Raw genomic sequence first — 15,104 nt, 5'->3', positions numbered from 1 at the left:
GTGACGTCAGTCATAAAGCGATTACACTCGCCAAAACGGATTCAGCCCTCAACTTTGCCGCTTCGCGGCCGATGACAGGGCATTACAACGACGGATACCTGCCATGCGTAACAACCAGCCGGTCACTCAGCGCGAACGCACCTTCCCCGCTCAGCAGCGCCTGATTTCCACCACCGACCTCAAGGGCCAGATCACCTACTGCAACGATGCCTTCGTCGAGATCAGCGGTTTCTCCCGCGAGGAACTGCTGCGCGCGCCGCACAACATCGTGCGTCACCCGGACGTGCCGCCAGCGGTGTTCGACCACATGTGGACGACCCTGAAGAAGGGCCGGCCGTGGATGGGCATCGTCAAGAACCGCAGCAAGAATGGCGACCATTACTGGGTCAACGCCTACGTCACCCCGATGACCGAGAACAACCAGGTCGTCGGTTACGAATCGGTACGGGTCAAACCCACTGCCGAACAGGTACGCCGCGCCGAAGCGCTGTATGCGCGGGTCAACGCCGGCAAATCGGCCGTCCCCGCCAGTAACCAGTGGCTGCCCATCGTACAGGCCTGGATGCCCTTCATTCTGGTCAGCCAGATCGGTTTTCTGATCGGCCACTGGATCGGCAGCAACTGGGGGTTCATCCTCGCCGCCCTGCTCTCCGTTCCTCTGGGCCTGGCCGGCATCGCCTGGCAGACCCGTGGCATCAAGCGCCTACTGCGCATCGCCGATCAGACCACCTCCGACCCGCTGATCGCGCAGATGTACACCGACAGCCGCGGCGCCGAAGCGCGCCTGGAAATGGCCATGCTCAGCCAGGATGCGCGCCTGAAAACCTGCCTGACCCGCCTGCAGGACACCGCCGAACAGCTCACCCAGCAGGCGCGTGAAGCCGACAAGCTGGCGCACAACAGCTCGGCCGGTCTCGAGCGCCAGCGCAGCGAGACCGAACAGGTCGCCACCGCCGTCAACGAGATGGCCGCCACCACTCTGGAAGTCGCCAGCAACGTCGCCCGTACCGCCATCGCCACTCAGGAAGCCAACCGTCTGACCAGCGAAGGGCGCAGCATTGCCGCGGAAACCCGCGAAGCCATCCAGCGCCTGTCGCAATCGGTGGGCGACACCGGCGAGACCGTCACCCGCCTGGCCCAGGACAGCAATGAGATCGGCGGCGTGGTCGACGTGATCAAGGGCATCGCCGACCAGACCAACCTGCTGGCCCTCAACGCCGCCATCGAAGCCGCGCGTGCCGGCGAAATGGGCCGCGGCTTCGCCGTGGTGGCCGACGAGGTTCGCTCCCTGGCCCAGCGCACCGCGGAATCCACCGAACAGATCCACACCCTGATCGCCAAACTGCAGCGCACCGCCGAAGAGGCCGTGATGACCATGGAAATCGGCCGCAAGCAGGCCGACGAAGGCGTGGAGCGAGTGCTCAAGGCCGACCAGGCCCTGGCCGGCATCAGCGACTCGGTGGCCAACATCGCCGACATGGCCAACCAGATCGCGGCCGCGGCCGAAGAGCAGAGCGCCGTGGCCGACGAGATCAACCAGAACATCACCACCATCGCCCAACTGGCCGACCAGACCGCAGGCGAAGCCAAAAGCACCGCCAAGCTCAGCGAGGCGCTCACCACCACCGCACAGGGCCAATACGCCCTGGTCGAGCGCTTCAACCGCTGAAGCAAAGGGCGCAGCGGTTCAGCCGCTGCGCCCTGCCCCATCTCCCCTCGCGCTCTTCACAAGCGAACCGCTTCGCGCCTCGCCACCGGCTCCCTTGACCGCCCCTCCTCACCCGCTACTGTGTCACGGGTGAATGATCTGGCGCTCCTCGCCGCCTGATCCTCGACTCATCCACTGATGCAGGACGAACCTGAGCATGACCGCATATGCCGTTGCCATCGTTCGAGAGACGCAATTCGGCCCGGAGATAAGGGAATATCTGCAACGTATCGATGCGACGCTTGCCCCTTTTTCCGGCGTGTACCGCATCCACGGCGGCCCCTACGTCCCGCTGGAGGGTGCCTGGTCCGCGGACCTGATCATGATCGAGTTTCCTTCCATGCAGTTGGCCAGGGATTGGTACGAGTCGGCCGCCTACCGCGCCATTCGACCGCTACGCACCGAGCACAGCGTCGGCGAGGTCTTTCTGGTCGAAGGTGTTGCACAGGACCATAAAGGCGTCGACATCCTTGGCTCGCCATGAAAACGAGCGCCAGGCCAAGCACTGCCAGTGCGCCAAGGCATGCAAACAGATTTCATCTGTAGTCATCCGCTGCTCGCCCTCCCCTCTGACATATCGCCTTACCACCCGGGCGGTTGACGCGGTCCCTCTGCGACCCTAGCGTCCAGCCTGTCTGTGCGAACCAGGCAATGTCACCTAATCACGGAGATCCGCCGGCAGGCGGTCAGGGAGAGAAGCGAATGCGCATCATGGTCATAGGCGCCAGCAAGGGGCTGGGACGCGCGCTGGTCGATGGTCTGTCCGAGGGCAATGAACTGATCGGCGTGTCGCGTAGCCGCCCCAGCGATCTCGATCAGCACGTTCACTGGATCGAGGCGGATATGAGCGAGCCGCTACGAGCCGTTGAGGTCATCGAACGTCAGGCCCCGCAACACCTGGATGCGGTTCTCTACAATCTGGGCATCTGGGAAACGCGCGCCTTCGAGGACGGCTACAGCTTTCTCGAAGACAGCGACGCGCAGATTCTCCAGATGATCAACGTCAACGTCGCAGCCACCCTGCTGCTGCTCAAGCGCCTGCTGCCGCGCATGCTGGGCGCCGCCAAGCCGCAGGTGCTTCTCACCGGCTCGACCTCGGGCTTACCGCAGAGCGGGCGCCCGGAGGTGACGTTTGGCGCCAGCAAGTTTGCCCTCAAGGGCATCGCCGACAGCCTGCGGGAAGGCTTTCGCGATCAGCGCCTGGCCGTCACCTGCCTGCAACTGGGCTACCTCAATACCCAGGATGGCCTGCAAACACCGGTTGAGCAGGCGGCGCGAAATGGCGAAGGTCAGCTGATCCCGTTGCACGATGTCGTCGCCCTGGTACGAACGCTGCTGAGCCTGTCCGATGCCAGTTACGTGCGTGAGCTGGTGCTACCGGCCATCGCCGACGAGCGCTTTTGAACACCTGAGCACGCGAGGAAATACGATGCCCGATCTTTCCGTCACTCTGACGACGCCACGTCTTGTACTGCGCCCTCTACAAGCAGCGGATGCGGCGGCGCTGTTCGCGATTTTTTCCGATCCGCAGGTCATGCAGTACTGGAACACGCCACCCTGGAACTCAGAAGTCGTAGCGCAGGATTTCATCCGCGCCGAGCAACAGGCCATGCACGATGGCCAACGCCTGACCCTGGCCATCGTCGACAGGGAAAGCGCCGAGCTGATCGGCAAATGCCTGCTGTTCAACTATGAGCCGGAGTCGCGTCGTGCGGAGATCGGTTTTGGCATTGCGTCGTCTGCCTGGGGCAAGGGTTACGTTCAGGAAGCGGCTGGCGAGCTACTGCGCCATGGTTTCGAAGCTCTGGGGCTGAATCGTGTCGAGGCTGAAATCGACCCAACCAACAGCGCCTCCGGTCGTGCTCTGGAGCGCCTGGGCTTCAGCCAGGAAGGATTGCTACGTCAGCGTTGGATCATCGACGGACAGGTGTCGGACTCGGCACTCTTCGGGCTGCTGAGCGAAGAGTGGCGCAGCAGACATGATCACTGATGAGTCGTGAACGAAAGGTGTAACCATGCAGAGAATCGACCATATCCGCCTGATGGCGCGCTACAACAGCTGGATGAACGAACGGCTCTACACAGCCGCGTCCAGCTTGTCCGACGAGGCGTTGAGCGCCGAGCGTGGCGCGTTCTTCGGTTCGATCCTCGGCACGCTCAACCATCTGCTGGTGGCTGACCGTATCTGGCTGGGGCGCTACACCGCGCATCCGGCAAACTTTCAGGCATTGCAAGCGCTCGCAGGGCTGGAAGTGCCGACGCGCCTGGATCAGCCGATGGCGGCAGATATCCGCGAACTGGCTGCGCTACGCAAACTGCTGGACAGTTGCATCGAGGCCCTGGCCGCCGAGATGGGCGAAGAGCAGCTGGATCAGCCACTGATCTACCGCAACATGAAGGGTGTGGCCGCGCAAAAGCACTTCTTCGCCCTGCTGATGCACCTGTTCAACCACCAGACGCATCACCGCGGTCAGGCTACGACGCTACTAACCCAGGCGGGTGTGGATGTGGGTGTGACCGATCTGCTGGCGCTGATCCCTGACGAGCTTTGATCAGCGACCAGGCGCCGATGGCGCCTCGCCCTTCTCCAGGTTCAAAGGCCCGCCAGTTTCAGCCAGTGCGCGTAGAAACCCTCGGCCACCTGATTCAGTAACCTGACCTTCTCGCCCAACCTCTCGCGCATTTCGGCGAGGCTCTGCTGGCTGGGTTGGCTGGCATCGAGCAGATGCGCCCAGTCGTCTAGCCAGAGCGCGATCAGCTCTTCGGTCATCTCCGGATGGCCCTGCAGCGCCAGCACCTTGTCGCCCCAGGCGAAGGCCTGGTTGTCGCACCAGCGGCTGCTCAGCAGGGGCTGGGCGCCTTCGGGCAGCGCGAAGGTGTCGCCGTGCCACTGGAAGATGCTGAACGCTTCCGGCAAATGCGCCAGCCATGGACTGGCGGCCGCGCCACTGCAACGCTGCATGGGCTGCCAGCCGGCCTCGGTATAAGGCATGCGGCGCACATCGGCCCCCAGAGCCCTGGCGAGCAACTGACCACCCAGGCAATGGCCGATGATGGGAAGGTCGCGGGCGATGAAACGCTGCAGCGCCGCCACTTCCTCGGCGATCCAGGGCAAGGGGTCGTTCACGCTCATTGGCCCGCCCATCAGCGCGACCGCCCGGGGACGCTCCAGGTCGTAGCCACTCAGCTCGCCGAGATCGGCCCGCAGCACATCGAAGCGGCAGCCATGTGCCTGCAGCACCTGCGCCAGGTGCGCGGGCGGACAGTAATCGATATGGGTCAGAATCAGGACATCGCTCATGCCGCGCAGTCTGCGCGAGGCAGTCGGGCAAGTCGAGATGCGCCGACGCTTGGCGCCATCGGCCGGCCAGCAGGCCGGTCGATGGGCGATGCAGAAAGGCTCTACCGAGCGACCGACGCCTTTACCTCCTGGGTGACCCCCCAGCCATCCAGAATGCCGCCCAGCGGGACGACGATGGACTCGAGGTCATGTTCGAAGGCGCCGATACCGGCATGGGTGGCGTACATCACTTTGCTGATTTGCAGGTGCCAGGCCCCGTCCTCGCGGGCGGATACCTGAGCGTTGAGCGACTCGCCGCGAAAATTTCTGGCCGCCATTCGGGCCCGCTCCTCATCGGGGAAGATGGCGTAGAACTCGATCGGGTGGAACTGGGCGAAGTCGAAGCCCCCTTCTTTCATCCGGCGCAGCACCGAGGTGCTGGAATCTTCGTGGAAGGCTGTGCTCATAAACGACCTCCTCTCAGGCGATGGATGGATTGACCGCTTTCCCATTGCGGCCGCCAGAAACTGGCGGCGTCGCGGCCCCCGAAGGCGCCGCCCCGAGAATCAAGCAGATGCTTGATGTGTCTACTTCAAGCGCATCGACGACTATCCGGCAGAACGCCGAACTGAAAACCGTCCCTTGCAGGTTAGCCGCTGGCGGGAGAATTCGCCCGGCCTGGAAAGCCTTTGTGACAAAGGCGACGACCAGCGGCCATTGCCAGCAAGGCCGCTACGGCCGGCTCAGCCAGTTCATCAGCAGCCTGTTGATCCAGCCGGGCGTGACCTGTCCCAAGGCATACAGCAGGCCGAACTGCAGACCTACCGGGCGATGTAGCGCAGCGCCCTGCGCCTGCTGCCAGGCGGCTGCGGCGATCTGTTCGGCCTGCAGATGCACGCCGAGGCGGCGCATCACCGGCGGTGGCTCGGCCTGGCTGGCGACCATCGGCGTGTTGACGAACGGCGGCATCAGGTCGCCGACACGAATGCCTTGACGGCGCCACTCCAGCTCCAACGCCTCGGTCAGGCCGCGCACGGCAAATTTGCTGGCCGAGTAGCTGGCCAGCTGCGGCACACCGTAGACGGCCGACGCCGACCCCATGTTGATCACCTGCGCGCCAGCGGTTACCCGCAGATAGGGAAAGGCGGCGTGGCAGAGATTGAGCACGCCCAGCACGTTGATCTGCACCAGCCGCGCGTGCTGCTCCAGCTCGATCGACTCGAAGTCACCGGTACGCAGGATGCCGGCTCCGTTGAACAGCAGGCGCAGCTGGCCGTCGTGCAGGCCGCAGAACTCGGCCAGGGCCGCCTGCACCGCCTGCGCGTCGGTCACGTCCAGCCGCGCATGCCAGACGCCGCCGAGCTCGTCGGCCAGCGCGCGCAGGGCCGAAGCATCGATGTCGAGCAGGCCGACGCGCCAACCGCGGGCATGAAACAGGCGCGCGGTGGCCGCGCCGATCCCCGAGGCCGCGCCGCTGATGAGGATGTTGTCCATCACAACCCCCGTTCACGGAGAAAGGCCGCTACCCGCGCGATGGCATAGTCTGCCGCGCGCAGCATGCCGACATGGGCCTGGAACACGTGCCACAGCCCGGGATAGCGCTCCAGGCGCACGCTGGCGCCGGCGGCCTGGGCGCGCTCGGCCAGACGCAGGCTGTCGTTCAGCAGCAGCTCGTCCTCACCGACCTGGATCAGCGTTGGCGGTAGCTGGCTGAGGTCGGCGAATACGGGAGAGAGACCCGGGTCATCACGCGGCAGGTCGGCCGGGCAATACAGCTCGGCGGCCTGCTCGATCCAGCAGGGGTGGATCAGCGGATCGCCAGCCGGCGGCTGGTGCATCTGCTCGCCGGTAAAATCGGTGGCCGGGGAAAAGCACACCAGTGCCGCTGGTGTCGGCAGGCCCAGTTCACGAATGCGCAGGCTGCCGACCAGGCTCAGATTGCCGCCGGCCGAGTCGCCGCCAATGGCGATCTGCTCGGCCCGGTAGCCCGCGTCCAGCAGCGCCCGATAGGCCGCCACCACGTCATCGCGTGCGGCCGGATAGGGGTGCTCCGGCGCCAGTCGATAATCCAGCGCACAGACATCGATGCCGGCACGCTTGGCCAGGCTGGCACAGATGCCACGATGGGTCTCCGGCCCGCCGATCATGAAGGCCCCGCCATGCAGGTAGAGCAGCACGTTGCCGCTGCCAGCCGGCGGCCGATGCCACTCGCACGGTCGGCCCGCCAGAGCCGCGGCACTGCGCGTCACGCCGCGCGGGGTCAGGGTGCTGGCGGTGAGCAGGCGCAGCACCAGGCGCTGCCCGGCAATCGGCATCGGCGGACGTACCAGACCGCGGAACAGCAGGCGCAGCGCGCCGCGCAACACGCCGCGCAACAACATCTGCTCGGCGGCTGGGGCGGTGAAATCAGCGGACGCAGTCATAGTCGGCAAGCTCCGGTGTACGGGTCAGATGGCGATAGGTGAAGGTGTAGCCCGGCCAGTTGTTGGTGTGCTTGCCGGAGGCGTTCTGATACCAGCTGTTGCAGCCCTGCGCCCATATCGTTCGGCGGGTGGCGTGCTGCAGACGCTGGTTGTAGCGGCGCTGCACATCCATTCGCAGGTCGAGGTAGCGTAGCTGTTGCTCGCGCAGCGCACGCAGGCAACCAAGCACGTAGCGATACTGGCTCTCCAGCATGTAGAGGATGGAGCTGTGCCCGAGGTTGGTATTCGGCCCGTAGAGCAGGAACAGATTGGGAAAACCGCTGACGCTGATGCCCTTGTAGGCTTCGGCACCCTCCTTCCAGGCCTGATTCAGCTCCAGGCCGCCGAGGCCGCGAATGCGCATGGGCGCAAGAAAGTCGCTGGCGGTGAAGCCCGTGCCGTAGATCAGCACGTCGCAGGGGTGCTCGCGTCCGTCGGCGGTGACCAGGGAATGCTCGCGCACCTCGCTGATGGCCGAGTCGACGATATCGACATTGGCCTGGGCCAAGGCCGGAAGGTAATCGTTGCTGATCAGTATGCGCTTGCAGCCCATGGGGTAGTCCGGCTGCAACCGGGCACGCTTGGCGGCATCGGGCATCTGCCGCGCCAGATGGCGGGTGAAGCTGCCACGCATCAGGCGCATCACCCAGGGCATGCTGATGAAGGCCAGCGCCCGCACCTCATGGTGCAGGTACTTGAGTAGGCGATCGGCGCGCTGCAGTAGCGGCACACGGCGCATCAACGCGATTTCCCAGGCGCGGTAGGCGCGATCGGGCTTGGCCAGCACATAGGCCGCCGAACGCTGGAACAGGCTCAGTTGCGCCACCTTCGGCTGGATCTGCGGAACGAACTGGATCGCCGAGGCGCCGGTGCCGATCACCGCCACACGCTTGCCGCTGAGGTCCAGGTCATGGCGCCAGCGCGCCGAGTGAAAGGCCTCGCCACGGAAGTTCTCCAGGCCGGGCAGTGCCGGGTAGGCGGGGCGATTGAGCTGACCGCAGGCACTGACCAGCGCCTGCGCTTCCAGATGCTCGCCGCCGACCAGTTCGACCCGCCACAGCCCGCGTTCGGCGTCGAATTCGGCGCCCTGTACCTCGGCATTCAGGCGGATGTGCGGACGCAACCGGTGGTTGTCCACGCATTGGCGGATATAGGCATGAATTTCCGCCTGCGGCGCGAACTTGCGCGACCAGTCGTGCTTGGGCTCGAAGGAGAACGAGTACAGGTGCGATGGCACATCGCAGGCCGCCCCGGGGTAATGGTTGTCGCGCCAGGTACCACCGACATCGGCGGCCTTCTCCAGTATCAGAAAGTCATCCTCACCGGCCCTGCGCAGCTGCATGGCCAGCCCCAGGCCAGCGAAACCGCTGCCGATGATCAGCACGCGCCAAGGCGCGCCTGTGCGGGGGTTGTTGTGCATTGTGGTCTCCCCGACCGATTGGCGATGACAGGATGCTACTTGCGCAAGCGGGCTTCGGTTATGGCATAGTCGGTCAGAATATTGTGATTTTCGGTCAAGCCATGTCGCCGCCCTGGCCCCCACGCCGCAGCATCGTCAGCATCCAGTTGCTCACCCAGTTGGGCCTCGATCTCGGCCTGAATCTGGACGCCTGCCTGAAGGACACCGGTCTGGACCCGATGCAACTGGCCAGCCTGCACGGCGAAGTGGATGCCGAACGCGAGCTGCGGCTGATCGCCAACCTGCTCGAAGCGTTGCCGGAGCTGGTTGATCTGGGCCTGCAGGCTGGCCGACGCTACCACCTGACCACCTATGGCGCCTGGGGCTATGCCATTCTCAGCAGCGCCACGGTGCGCCAGGCTGCCGAACTGGGGCTGCGCTATCACGGCCTGACCTACGCCTTCACCCGCATCAGCCTGAACCTGGAGGATGGCGTGGCCAGCCTGCACTTCGACGACAGCGCCTTACCGCCGGCGCTGCACGACTTCATCGTGCAGCGCGACATGCTCGGTGCGCTGGTGGTGGTGCGTGAACTGCTGGGCAGTCCGCTGCCGATCCGCTCGGTGGAGCTGCGCCAGGCCACGCCAAGCGATATGACCCCCTTTGTCGAAGCCTTCGGCCAGGTGCCGTGCTTTGGCGCGCAGCACAATCGCCTCGGCTTTTCCGCCGATCTGCTGGACGACCCGCTGCCAAGGGCCAATTCGCAGCTGGTCAGCGCCTGCGAGCGGCAATGTCAGACGCTGCTGGCTCGCCATCAATGGCACCAGGGCATGGCCGGACGGGTGCGCCAGCTCCTCCTGCAAACGCCGGGACAGATGGCCGATATGGAGCAGGTCGCCAGCCGCCTGCACCTGAGCAGCCGTACCCTGCGCCGGCGTCTGATTGAGGAAGGCAGCAGCTTTCGCGCGCTGCAGGACGAAGTGCGCGAGGCCCTGGCCGATGAGCTGCTGGCCGCCGGCGGCCTGAGCCTGGAGGAGATCGCCGAGCGCCTGGGTTATGGCGAGCTGTCGAACTTCATCCATGCCTTCAAGCGCTGGAAAGGCACCACGCCGGGACGCTATCAGCGCGGCGCATAGGGGTTAGCGGGCCGCCTGAGTCATGCGCACCAGTCAACCAGCCGGGCCCCGGTTGCCATGCTTCTTTGGGTTCCTGGTGCGCGCGGCGCGCCCTCGGAAGGCCCGTTCGTACGCTTCGCTCACCCGCGACCCACGTAGGGTGCGCCGTGCGCACCGCCCATCCGCACATAGACCCGGTCGTCGCAGTTTGAAAGTCATCTTCGCGCTGACAACTCGCCAACGGCGAGCTAGGGTGCGAGCCATGAACATCATCACCCTGCTTCTGCCCTATCAGCCGCCCTGGGACTGGCAACAGTTCCACAGCCACTTCGCCCTGCGCGCGATCCCCGGGCTGGAGGCGCTGAGCGCGGACAGCTACAGCCGCGGCTTCTGCATCGACGGCGCCCCCGGCTGGCTGCGCGTGGCCCCACTGCCGGGACAGAACGCCCTGGAGCTGCGCTGCCGCATCGCCTCGCCCGCACATCTGGATCCGCTCGAGCAGCGCGTGCGGCGCATGTTCGATCTCGACAGCGAGCCCGAGACCATCGCCCGTCACCTGAGCGCTGACGAACTGCTCGCCCCGTTGCTGCTGCGCAATCCCGGCCTGCGCCTGCCGGTGGCCTTCGATCCCTTCGAACAGGCGGTACGCGCCATCGTCGGCCAGCAGGTCACGGTCAAGGCCGCAGTCACCATAGTCGGGCGCCTGGTACAGCGTATCGGCACGCGTCTGCAAACCCCGGCCGCACCGGGCATCAGCCACCTGTTCCCGACGCCCCAGGCGCTGGCCGAGGCGGATCTGAGCGGAATCGGCATGCCCGGCAAGCGGGTGCAGTGCCTGCAGCACTTCGCCACGCGCATCGCCGACGGCAGCCTGATACTGAGCATCGAGCACGGCAGCGCGGCGCTGATCGAGCAATTGTGCGCCCTGCCCGGCATCGGCCCATGGACGGCGCACTACATTGCCCTGCGCGCGTTCGGCGAAGCCGACGCCTTTCCTGCCAGCGACCTGGGCCTGCTCAAGGCTCCGGTGTGGGGCGCGGCGGGCATCGACGCACGGCGCCTGACCCTGCGCGCCGAAGCCTGGCGCCCATGGCGGGCTTATGCCGCCGCACATCTCTGGCATTGCTATTCGGGAGGTTGAAGCCATGCACTATCGCTATCACGACAGCCCGGTCGGCCCCCTGCTGCTTGCCGCCGACGAAAACGGTCTGCAGCTACTACTGATGGAACTGGACAGTCGTCCCTGGCGCATCGAGGAAAGCTGGCAACCCGCCAGCCGCGAGCTGGATGCCGTGTGCCGCCAGCTCGACGAGTACTTTGCCGGCAAACGCCGACGTTTCGAGGTTCGCCTGGCCCCGCGCGGCACGGCCTTTCAGCAGGCGGTCTGGCAGGCCCTGCAGGCCATCCCCTACGGCCGCACCTGCAGCTATTCCGAGCTGGCCGGCGTCATTGGCCGGCCCCATGCCGTGCGCGCAGTAGGCACGGCCAACGGTGCCAACCCCATCTCCATCATCGTGCCCTGCCATCGAGTGATCGGCCGCAACGGCAGCCTGACAGGCTACGCCGGCGGCCTGCCGCGCAAGCAGCAGTTGCTGGAACTGGAGGGCGCGCTGCTATCGCAGCAGACACAGCTGGCGCTTTGACGGGCAAGCCTGGCAGCTCCCCCCGGAAAGACGCGTCACCTTTCTCCTGCCAAGCCGGGGGTATCACCGATACCTCGTCAGCGCACTTATTCCATTAAGCAATTTTCTTATAGCCAAGTAATCTTAATATTTACATTGCGCACAAAACATTTGCGCAATAGAGTTCACTCCATGGAAACGGTTAGCGCACAAAACATTAGCGAGCCAATCCATTTCAACTACCTAATCGAGGATTACCGCCATGACTATCGAAAACGTTCTCTACCGCGCTACCGCTGAAGCCTTTGGCGGCCGTGAAGGCCGTGCCGTCTCCTCCGACGGCATCCTGGACATCGCTCTGACCACCCCGAAAGAACTCGGCGGCGCAGGCGGTAACGGCACCAACCCGGAACAACTGTTCGCTGCCGGCTACTCCGCCTGCTTCCTCGGCGCTCTGAAGTTCGTCGCCGCCCGCGACAAGCTGAGCATCCCGGCTGACACCTTCATCGAAGGCACCGTCGGCATCGGCCCGATTCCCACCGGTTTCGGCATCGAAGTGGAACTGCGCATCAGCCTGCCGGGCCTGGACGCTGAAGCGGCACAAACCCTGGTGGATCGCGCGCACATCGTCTGCCCGTACTCCAACGCCACCCGCGGCAACATCGACGTCACTTTGACCATCATCTGACAGCTAAGGCAAAGCGCTCACGGTCCTCCCTGAGCGCAGCCCAAGAGGAGAATCGCCATGAAAACCCGCACCCTGTTCGCCACCGCCCTGACCGCCCTTTCGCTCAGCGTATCGCTCGGCGCCTTCGCCCAGAGCGCTGACGCCACGCAGTACCGCTACGGCCTGGATCTGGATATCGCCAAGGTGATTTCCATCGAGGTACCCAACAGCCCGCAGTGCGAAGTCGTGACGGCGAAGATGACCTACCGCAACAGTGCGGGTGAAGTGGAAACGCTCAGCTACGAGCAGCTCTCCAACGTTTGCGCCAACCAGAACTGATCCCGGCAGCCCTCTACCTACAGGAGTTTGATCATGAACATCTCGCGCACTCTGACCGCCGGGCTGCTTGCCCTGGCTGTAAGCAGCAGCTTCGCCGCCGGCAGCGCCGGCGTCGAGCGCACCACCCAGGGCTTTCTCAATGCGCTGGCAAGCGGTGGTGGCCAGCCGCTGGAAACCCTCTCGCCCAAGGATGCCCGCGCTGTGCTGGTGGGCGCTCAGGCCAGCGTCGAGGTGGACCTGTCCGGCATCAAGGTGGACACCCAGGTGATCCAGGTGAACGGTCAATCGATCACCCTGAAAGTGGTACGCCCTGAAGATGCCCAGGGTGTGTTGCCCGGCTTCATGTTCTTCCATGGCGGCGGCTGGGTGCTGGGTGACTACCCAACTCACGAACGTCTGATCCGTGATCTGGTGGTGGGCTCCGGCGCCGCGGCGATCTACGTCGACTACACGCGATCGCCGGAGGCCAAGTATCCGACCGCGATCAACCAGGCCTACGCCGCCACCAAGTGGGTGGCTGAGAACGGCAGCAAGATCGGTGTCGACGGTTCGCGTCTGGCCGTGGCCGGCAACAGCGTCGGCGGCAACATGGCGGCCGTGGTGGCCATCAAGGCCAAGGAAGCCGGCACACCCAAACTGCGCGCTCAGGTGCTGCTGTGGCCGGTGACCGATGCCAATTTCAACAACGCCTCCTACAACCAGTTCGCCGACGGCCACTTCCTGACCCGCGGCATGATGGAATGGTTCTGGGACAACTACACCACCGACCCCAAGCAGCGTAACGAGATCCATGCATCGCCGCTGCGCGCCAGCCTGGAACAGCTCAAGGGCCTGCCGCCAGCGCTGGTGCAGACCGCCGAGATGGACGTGCTGCGCGACGAAGGCGAAGCCTACGCCCGCCGCCTGGACGCCGCCGGTGTGCCGGTGACCACCGTACGCTACAACGGCATGATCCACGACTACGGCCTGCTCAACGTGCTGGCTGAAGTCCCGGCGGTACGCTCCGCCATGGATCAGGCCGCGCAAACGCTGAAGAACAGCCTCAAGTAAGCGGCTGAAAAACGAAACCCCGCCACCGTCACCGGTCGCGGGGTTTTTATTTGGCTGGCCGGTGCGCGCCGCGCGCACCTTCTTGAATTACGCCAGACCGCGAACCTGCTCCCAGGTCAGATCCAGACACTTGCGCGCTTTCGCCACCAGCTCATCGATCTCGGCAGAGCTGATCACCAGGGGTGGCGCGATGATCATGGTGTCGCCCACGGCGCGCATGATCAGACCGTTGTTGAAGCAGTGGCCACGGCAGATCATGCCCACCCCTAGATCACCCGAGAAACGCTTGCGCGTGGCCTTGTCCTGCACCAGCTCGATGGCGCCGAGCATGCCGACGCCACGCACTTCGCCCACCAGCGGATGATCCGCCAGTTCACGCAGGCGCTTTTGCAGGTAAGGCGCGGTGTCTGCCTTCACCCGCTGTACGATGCCTTCTTCCCGGAGCAGGCGCAGGTTCTCCAGCCCCACCGCCGCCGCCACCGGGTGGCCGGAGTAAGTGAAGCCGTGGTTGAAGTCGCCATGCGCCTCGATCACCTCGAACACCTTGTCACTGACGATCAGCCCACCCATCGGCACGTAGCCGCTGGTGAGGCCCTTGGCGATGGTCATCAGGTCCGGCTTGAGGTCGTAGTACTGGCTGCCGAACCACTCACCGGTACGGCCGAAGCCGCAGATCACTTCATCGGCGACGAACAGAATGTCGTGCTTGGCCAGGATCTCCTTGATCCGCGGCCAGTAGGTCTCGGGCGGGATGATCACGCCACCGGCGCCCTGGATCGGCTCGGCGATAAAGGCGGCAACGTTCTCTTCGCCCAGCTCGAGAATTTTCTTCTCCAGCTGATCGGCGGCCCAGATGCCGAACTCCTCCGGCGACTGGTCGCCGCCCTCGCCGAACCAGTAGGGCTGCGGGATATGGGCGATGCCGGGGATCGGCAGGTCGCCCTGCTCGTGCATGAACTTCATGCCGCCGAGGCTGGCGCCGGCCACGGTGGAGCCGTGGTAGCCGTTCTCGCGACCGATGATGATCTTCTTCGCAGGCTGCCCCTTGCACGCCCAGTAGTGGCGCACCAGACGCAGCATGGTGTCGTTGCCTTCGGAGCCCGAACCGGTGAAGAACACGTGGTTCATGCCGGCCGGTGCCAGCTGGGAGATGGCGTGGGCCAGCTCCAGCACCGGCGGGTGGGCGGTCTGGAAAAAGGTGTTGTAGAACGGCAGCTGCAACATCTGCTTGGAAGCAGCTTCGACCAGCTCCTCGCGGCCATAGCCCACCGCCACGCACCACAGGCCGGCCATGCCATCGAGGATCTTGTTGCCCTCGCTGTCCCACAGGTGCACGCCCTTCGCTTCAGTGATGATGCGCGGGCCCTTCTCGGCCAGCTGCTTGTAGTCACTGAACGGCGCCAGGTGGTGGGCCTGGCTCAGGGCCTGCCAGTGTGCGGTTTTCGAGTGGTTCATGTCGCCT

General features: G+C 64.9%; 17 protein-coding genes. 11 read left to right on the top strand and 6 right to left on the bottom strand.

Annotated elements, in window-relative coordinates; translation table 11 throughout:
- Window positions 1-103: 103 nt before the first annotated feature.
- From L1F06_RS10085 to L1F06_RS10065, 5 genes are all read left to right on the top strand, one after another.
- Window positions 104-1,669 carry a methyl-accepting chemotaxis protein gene (locus L1F06_RS10085; protein ID WP_003240907.1) on the top strand — a complete coding sequence of 522 codons (1,566 nt, stop codon included), beginning with the start codon at window positions 104-106 and terminating at the stop codon, window positions 1,667-1,669.
- 196 nt (window positions 1,670-1,865) lie between these two features.
- Window positions 1,866-2,192, top strand: a complete 327-nt coding sequence (locus L1F06_RS10080; RefSeq protein WP_129483423.1) for a DUF1330 domain-containing protein — start codon at window positions 1,866-1,868, stop codon at window positions 2,190-2,192.
- A 218-nt stretch (window positions 2,193-2,410) separates the two neighbouring features.
- A complete protein-coding gene (locus L1F06_RS10075; protein WP_003240910.1) occupies window positions 2,411-3,112 on the top strand; it encodes an SDR family NAD(P)-dependent oxidoreductase in 702 nt (233 codons plus the stop codon).
- A gap of 25 nt (window positions 3,113-3,137) precedes the next feature.
- Window positions 3,138-3,698 (top strand): GNAT family N-acetyltransferase, encoded by a 561-nt coding sequence (locus tag L1F06_RS10070; protein ID WP_129483422.1) that lies wholly within the window; start codon window positions 3,138-3,140, stop codon window positions 3,696-3,698.
- 25 nt (window positions 3,699-3,723) lie between these two features.
- Window positions 3,724-4,260, top strand: a complete 537-nt coding sequence (locus L1F06_RS10065) for a DinB family protein (RefSeq protein WP_129483421.1) — start codon at window positions 3,724-3,726, stop codon at window positions 4,258-4,260.
- A 41-nt stretch (window positions 4,261-4,301) separates the two neighbouring features.
- Here L1F06_RS10065 and L1F06_RS10060 read toward each other — a convergent pair whose 3' ends face one another.
- From L1F06_RS10060 to L1F06_RS10040, 5 genes are all read right to left on the bottom strand, one after another.
- Window positions 4,302-5,009, bottom strand: coding sequence for a type 1 glutamine amidotransferase (locus L1F06_RS10060; RefSeq protein ID WP_129483420.1), 708 nt, complete (start codon window positions 5,007-5,009; stop codon window positions 4,302-4,304).
- Window positions 5,010-5,110: 101 nt separating this feature from the next.
- Window positions 5,111-5,455, bottom strand: coding sequence for a ribonuclease E inhibitor RraB (locus tag L1F06_RS10055; protein WP_003240918.1), 345 nt, complete (start codon window positions 5,453-5,455; stop codon window positions 5,111-5,113).
- Between the two features lie 265 nt (window positions 5,456-5,720).
- Window positions 5,721-6,482, bottom strand: coding sequence for an SDR family oxidoreductase (locus tag L1F06_RS10050; RefSeq protein ID WP_129483419.1), 762 nt, complete (start codon window positions 6,480-6,482; stop codon window positions 5,721-5,723).
- Window positions 6,482-7,411, bottom strand: coding sequence for an alpha/beta hydrolase (locus L1F06_RS10045; protein WP_129483418.1), 930 nt, complete (start codon window positions 7,409-7,411; stop codon window positions 6,482-6,484). The genes L1F06_RS10050 and L1F06_RS10045 overlap by 1 nt, the downstream gene beginning before the upstream one ends.
- Complete coding sequence (locus L1F06_RS10040; RefSeq protein ID WP_177491213.1) at window positions 7,395-8,870, bottom strand: flavin-containing monooxygenase; 1,476 nt, start codon at window positions 8,868-8,870, stop codon at window positions 7,395-7,397. Before L1F06_RS10040 ends, L1F06_RS10045 begins: the two co-directional genes overlap by 17 nt.
- Window positions 8,871-8,971: 101 nt before the next feature.
- On the opposite strand from L1F06_RS10040, the gene L1F06_RS10035 reads away from it, so the two are divergent.
- The 6 genes from L1F06_RS10035 to L1F06_RS10010 all read left to right on the top strand — a co-directional run bounded on the left by L1F06_RS10035 (window position 8,972) and on the right by L1F06_RS10010 (window position 13,642).
- Window positions 8,972-9,985, top strand: a complete 1,014-nt coding sequence (locus L1F06_RS10035; RefSeq protein ID WP_252576758.1) for an AraC family transcriptional regulator — start codon at window positions 8,972-8,974, stop codon at window positions 9,983-9,985.
- A 241-nt stretch (window positions 9,986-10,226) separates the two neighbouring features.
- Window positions 10,227-11,105 carry a DNA-3-methyladenine glycosylase family protein gene (locus L1F06_RS10030; protein WP_129483416.1) on the top strand — a complete coding sequence of 293 codons (879 nt, stop codon included), beginning with the start codon at window positions 10,227-10,229 and terminating at the stop codon, window positions 11,103-11,105.
- A 4-nt stretch (window positions 11,106-11,109) separates the two neighbouring features.
- Window positions 11,110-11,607 carry a methylated-DNA--[protein]-cysteine S-methyltransferase gene (locus L1F06_RS10025; protein ID WP_003240932.1) on the top strand — a complete coding sequence of 166 codons (498 nt, stop codon included), beginning with the start codon at window positions 11,110-11,112 and terminating at the stop codon, window positions 11,605-11,607.
- A 241-nt stretch (window positions 11,608-11,848) separates the two neighbouring features.
- A complete protein-coding gene (locus tag L1F06_RS10020) occupies window positions 11,849-12,274 on the top strand; it encodes an organic hydroperoxide resistance protein (RefSeq protein WP_003240934.1) in 426 nt (141 codons plus the stop codon).
- Window positions 12,275-12,331: 57 nt separating this feature from the next.
- Entirely contained in the window at window positions 12,332-12,592 is a 261-nt protein-coding gene (locus L1F06_RS10015) for a DUF2790 domain-containing protein (RefSeq protein ID WP_003240936.1), read from the top strand.
- Between the two features lie 33 nt (window positions 12,593-12,625).
- Window positions 12,626-13,642, top strand: a complete 1,017-nt coding sequence (locus L1F06_RS10010) for an alpha/beta hydrolase (protein ID WP_129483415.1) — start codon at window positions 12,626-12,628, stop codon at window positions 13,640-13,642.
- An 87-nt stretch (window positions 13,643-13,729) separates the two neighbouring features.
- On the opposite strand, the gene L1F06_RS10005 is transcribed toward L1F06_RS10010, so the two are convergent.
- A complete protein-coding gene (locus L1F06_RS10005) occupies window positions 13,730-15,097 on the bottom strand; it encodes an aspartate aminotransferase family protein (RefSeq protein WP_129483414.1) in 1,368 nt (455 codons plus the stop codon).
- Window positions 15,098-15,104: the final 7 nt, after the last annotated feature.

It is taken from the genome of Pseudomonas hydrolytica (genome assembly GCF_021495345.1).
GTDB classification, from domain to species: Bacteria; Pseudomonadota; Gammaproteobacteria; order Pseudomonadales; family Pseudomonadaceae; genus Aquipseudomonas; species Aquipseudomonas hydrolytica.
This window is presented reverse-complemented; position numbering and strand designations above follow the sequence as displayed.

Excerpts from the sequence above, each read along its gene's own strand:
- L1F06_RS10025 (WP_003240932.1), top strand. The coding sequence starts at position 11,110 with ATGCACTATCGCTATCACGACAGCCCGGTCGGCCCCCTGCTGCTTGCC.
- L1F06_RS10005 (WP_129483414.1), bottom strand. The coding sequence starts at position 15,097 with ATGAACCACTCGAAAACCGCACACTGGCAGGCCCTGAGCCAGGCCCAC.
- L1F06_RS10020 (WP_003240934.1), top strand. The coding sequence starts at position 11,849 with ATGACTATCGAAAACGTTCTCTACCGCGCTACCGCTGAAGCCTTTGGC.
- L1F06_RS10015 (WP_003240936.1), top strand. The coding sequence starts at position 12,332 with ATGAAAACCCGCACCCTGTTCGCCACCGCCCTGACCGCCCTTTCGCTC.
- L1F06_RS10050 (WP_129483419.1), bottom strand. The coding sequence starts at position 6,482 with ATGGACAACATCCTCATCAGCGGCGCGGCCTCGGGGATCGGCGCGGCC.
- L1F06_RS10075 (WP_003240910.1), top strand. The coding sequence starts at position 2,411 with ATGCGCATCATGGTCATAGGCGCCAGCAAGGGGCTGGGACGCGCGCTG.
- L1F06_RS10030 (WP_129483416.1), top strand. The coding sequence starts at position 10,227 with ATGAACATCATCACCCTGCTTCTGCCCTATCAGCCGCCCTGGGACTGG.
- L1F06_RS10010 (WP_129483415.1), top strand. The coding sequence starts at position 12,626 with ATGAACATCTCGCGCACTCTGACCGCCGGGCTGCTTGCCCTGGCTGTA.
- L1F06_RS10070 (WP_129483422.1), top strand. The coding sequence starts at position 3,138 with ATGCCCGATCTTTCCGTCACTCTGACGACGCCACGTCTTGTACTGCGC.
- L1F06_RS10080 (WP_129483423.1), top strand. The coding sequence starts at position 1,866 with ATGACCGCATATGCCGTTGCCATCGTTCGAGAGACGCAATTCGGCCCG.
- L1F06_RS10055 (WP_003240918.1), bottom strand. The coding sequence starts at position 5,455 with ATGAGCACAGCCTTCCACGAAGATTCCAGCACCTCGGTGCTGCGCCGG.
- L1F06_RS10035 (WP_252576758.1), top strand. The coding sequence starts at position 8,972 with ATGTCGCCGCCCTGGCCCCCACGCCGCAGCATCGTCAGCATCCAGTTG.
- L1F06_RS10045 (WP_129483418.1), bottom strand. The coding sequence starts at position 7,411 with ATGACTGCGTCCGCTGATTTCACCGCCCCAGCCGCCGAGCAGATGTTG.
- L1F06_RS10040 (WP_177491213.1), bottom strand. The coding sequence starts at position 8,870 with ATGCACAACAACCCCCGCACAGGCGCGCCTTGGCGCGTGCTGATCATC.
- L1F06_RS10060 (WP_129483420.1), bottom strand. The coding sequence starts at position 5,009 with ATGAGCGATGTCCTGATTCTGACCCATATCGATTACTGTCCGCCCGCG.
- L1F06_RS10085 (WP_003240907.1), top strand. The coding sequence starts at position 104 with ATGCGTAACAACCAGCCGGTCACTCAGCGCGAACGCACCTTCCCCGCT.
- L1F06_RS10065 (WP_129483421.1), top strand. The coding sequence starts at position 3,724 with ATGCAGAGAATCGACCATATCCGCCTGATGGCGCGCTACAACAGCTGG.